The organism is Nostoc sp., from assembly GCF_035638895.1.
Lineage (GTDB): Bacteria > Cyanobacteriota > Cyanobacteriia > Cyanobacteriales > Nostocaceae > Nostoc.
Window position 1 is genome coordinate 1 of the sequence record NZ_DASQZC010000668.1, and the last position, 4,386, is coordinate 4,386.

Consider the following 4,386-nt stretch of genomic DNA (forward strand, 5'->3'; position numbering starts at 1 on the left):
ATCTAATCTAAAAGTCGAAACACAAACAGCAGAACTCTTAACCCTCAAGTTACTGCAAGAGGCAATTAAATCAGAAAATGACGGTGATTTAATTATGCAGGAATTTAGTGATAACGTTTTACCCAATCTTTTACGGGTAGCGGTTGGAGTTACAGCTAAAGGTGGGAAATTTTTTGATTATCTTGATGAAAAGAGAGAAAAAGAGATAGAGAAGTTCTACAAAAATAATTTAGGAAAAAGTTACAACATAAAAGAGCCGAAAAAACTTGCTCGAAGAAATGCAGGTGATCAATCTTTAAATACTCATTTACTCAATGGGTTACTACCAGCTAATTTAATAGAACGTTGTCTAAATAAGCTTGATACTACTGCAAAAAGGGTAATTCAAGAACAAGAAAGACGCTTATTAATTGCTGGATTTATTTTACATGATTTTGAAAAGTTTGATTATCGGCTATTTTCTAAAATGCCAGATAATTATAAAGCAATTAGCCAAGATAAAGAACAAGACATTCGCAAGTTATCTGTAGATGCCCACCGCGAAATTATAGATGTTATAGTCTGTGAATTAGGTCTTGATGAATTTGTTAGCCCTGATGAACCAACAGCATGGCAAGAATATCGAGATGATTTGTTATTTATTGTCTACAATGCCCAGCGCCGAAATGATACAAATCTCAATGTTTCTGAGCATGGTTTACAGCCAATAATTGATGATTACATTCTGATATGTCTTGCTGATTTAACTTGTTTAGCTGATTTACTTTCCTCAGTTATTAAACATCCTCAAGATGCAGAACACCAAGCATTAAATGGAATTCTCCACAGCCTCAGTGATGGGCAATTAAAATTTACCTATCACAGCATTGCTGAGAATCGTGGTGTTTTAACTAATGTAGTAAATAATGCTTTAATTCAGGCTCATACTAGTCTTAATACTAATGAGGATACTTACTATGAACCTTTGTTATATCTGCCAACAGGCGTAATTTACCTGGCTTCGCGCAATGCTCCAGCTATTTCGCCGGAAGATTTACCAGACCGTGTAGTTAACAGTATTAAATCGCTTTGTGCTGGACAATTACGCCTCAGACAAACAGGATTTGGTAGAGATGGCAAAGGCATGAAATATGCCGAATATTACAACTTATTTTTTGATGACATTGGCTTGATGAAAGTAGCCTTAGATGCTACATTACGCATCTTAAACCCTAATAAAGGCTCTGTTGCTAAAAGTCGCAGTGAAAATCTGAATAAGTTTCAGCAACAAAATGTTTTATCTGCTGATTATGACTTCAAATTTGAAGACGATATCCGTATTGACCAAATAGCAGAATTTGGTGATTTAGTTAGCCGGAAAATTTGGGAAGAGACAGTTAATCGCGTTGATTATGCTCGTAAGAAAGATAAAAAGCTGCCAGCAGTTCCCGATTTTGATTTAACTCAGAAGGTTGCAGAATTTTGGAATTTAGCAGAATGTTTACCCCAAATTAGAGAAATTCAACGCATTAATAAAAGCCTGAAAAAAAATAAGTTAAAGGGAAATACTGGAGGAGTACCTTATGAATGGTATTATCTGGCGGCTAAATATTTAGAGCATCATCCAGGAATTGAAGATGTACGCGAAACTTGTCAGAAAGTCATTGACTACTTGACAAGTTTAATTTCTCCGATAATTTCTCAATATCAATTACCTGATGGTTGGGATGATTTAAGGCTCTGGGTAAAACGAGTTGTGATGTTACCAGGTACTAATCAAGAACCATCCGTTAAAACTCAAGTTGAAACATTTCTAGATGAGTTAGGTAATTATAATGCAGCGAAAAAACCAGGGCGAGGGAAACAATTAATCTGCTCAATTTCTCATTCTGCTTACACGGTGACTGAGCAAATGGAATCAGCAGTTTTATTTACGCCTCAAGTTTATACAAACAAGCAAATGTTAGGAGGTTCTAACGCTAAACGCAATATCTCCAGTATTGCAGGTGTGGAGATGATGCTGAGGCAAATATTGATGAATCAAACTCAAGCTGTAGGTAAACGATTTGAAGATGGTAAATATCGTTATCTCTACTTTTATCCTACTTATTACTTTACTCCAGAGACTAACAAGTTTTTGCAGAAAGCCTACAATGGTATTGCTCAAACTCGCTTTGATACCAGCATTCGCAATCATTTTATCAGTAAAGATTTGCAAGCGAACTTGGGGCGCGATCGCTACCAAAGTGTAGATAGTTTCTTAATTGATGAAAACCTCCAGCGTGACAAAGACCGCACCTTTAAGCTTTCCTATCCTGAAGACCAGCCTTTAACATTTTACTTCATGGCGCTCCCGCCAGGAAGAGACAGCACCGATACAGAATCTTGGATAATGCCAACTTGGTTAGCCTTTGCTTTCCCGATGATTTTAGATGTTAAAACTGTGGTTTCAGAGTCACCTATTCCACCTTTTAATGATGGGGCTGAATTTGAGGAAAGCGTTTTCCTTGATAGTGCGCCTCATGCTTTCCGTGCTTTAGTAAGGCGCGATCGCTTCCGTCTTGACTACATCCTCGAAGGCTGGAACGAAAACGGCATCCAATACCCAGCACCTTTAAATGTGCTTACTGCCGCTTACGCCATTCATTTAGATGTGAATGCTAGGCAAGGTAAGTCTGGTTACGATGCCAATTGGGGGAGATTCACAGAACTGGCTAAAGATTTTGAAACCAGTCCGTTGTACGTTTTTTCTTACCTCAATCGCTGGGTGCGTAACCAGGGATCGGAAACAGCGCGAATTGAAAAAATCCGGCTTTATGCTTATCATTTTTATCCTTGTTTTGACCCTTATGTGAAATATGACACTAATATGGAGCAATTAATTGTGGGAGAAGCATCAAGTCTGAATCATCCTAAGAAATTAACAGATTTATACCGCAGATTTTATCGAGCTAATAAGCGTTATAACCCTAAGTCTAATGCTGTGTTAAAACCAGTTGATATTGCGGCTGAAACTATACTCAAAGCTGAGTCAAGTGTGTTTCAGGGAGAAACATTAGTTGTGGCTGTTGCAGCAGAAGTTTTTAAACTCATGGATCGTGTTCATTCGTCTACTGCTGAAGGGCGGTGGATCATGAGCAAACGAGAAGAAGAACGGCAAGCTGTTCTAGATTTTGCCAAGTATTTTGTAGTGGAGGTATTTGATCACGCATTTGCAGGCGATCGCGCTCGTTTGGCAGGTCGTCAACTCAACTTAATTCGAGATACCTGTGAATTTCTTTATCGCCTTGAAGATGACAAAGAAAATGCAGGAAGAAATGAAAATATTCCTGTAATAGATGATGTTAATGAACCGGAATAAATTTTTACCCTAGAAGTAAACAAGTAGTAAACAATTTTTTGGAGAAAATTATGGCAATTTTAAAAACTATTGAATCCAAATTCTTTCAAACTGAGATTCCTTACAAACCAATGGGGAAATATGTTCATTTCTTAACTATTCGCATTACTGAATCTTATCCACTATTCCAGACAGATGCAGAATTGAATAAAGCACGGGTAAGAGCAGGAGTTAAAGACAAAACCACTATTAGCCGTTTGTCAATGTTCAAGCGCAAACAGTCTACACCAGAGCGTTTAGTCGGACGGGAATTACTGCGTAACTATGGATTAATGACGGCTGAAGAATGCGAATACAACGTGAATTTTGCAATGGATAATCCTGATTGCATCATTTACGGTTTTGCTATTGGTGACTCTGGCTCTGAAAAATCAAAAGTTGTGGTAGACACAGCATTTTCAATTACAGCTTTTGATGAATCACACGAAACATTCACCCTCAACGCTCCCTATGAAAATGGTACGATGGCTTCCAAGGGTGAAAATGGTTCTAAACCTGGTGAAGTTACCAGTCGAATTAATCAGCAAGACCATATTAGACCGCAAGTTTTCTTCCCTAGTATTGTCACATTGAAAGACCCCACTGAGGCTAGCTTCCTTTACGTTTTTAATAATATTTTGCGAACTCGTCATTATGGAGCGCAAACAACCCGTACAGGTCGAGTTAGAAATGAGTTAATTGGTGTTGTATTTGCTGATGGAGAAATTACTAGTAACCTGCGTTGGACTCAGACAATATATGATCAAATGAAATCTAATAATACTATAAACCCTCCCGATCCACTAGATGAAGATAATGTGATTACTGCTGCTAAAGATGCTATTGAGGGGTTAATGGCTGATGAATTTATTGTTCATACAGATTTAATTGGTGATGCTTTTGTATCCCTAATTAATGAAGTCAAAACTTTAACAGGAAGTGAGAAAGGAATTCAGGCAATTTTGCAAAAGGCTGATGCAGAAGCTAAAGATTATGCCAAAAAGCATATCAGCAAGAAAAAAACTGCT

The 4,386-nt window shown here is 37.7% G+C and carries 2 protein-coding genes; both read left to right on the forward strand.

What is annotated here, in order from left to right; genetic code table 11:
- Positions 1–3,340 (forward strand): type I-D CRISPR-associated protein Cas10d/Csc3 (cas10d, locus tag VE944_RS31455; RefSeq protein ID WP_324986917.1); only part of this gene is annotated, 3,340 nt, incomplete at its 5' end.
- A 50-nt stretch (positions 3,341–3,390) separates the two neighbouring features.
- The coding region (cas7d, locus tag VE944_RS31460; protein WP_324986921.1) for a type I-D CRISPR-associated protein Cas7/Csc2 at positions 3,391–4,386 on the forward strand (996 nt) is incomplete at its 3' end.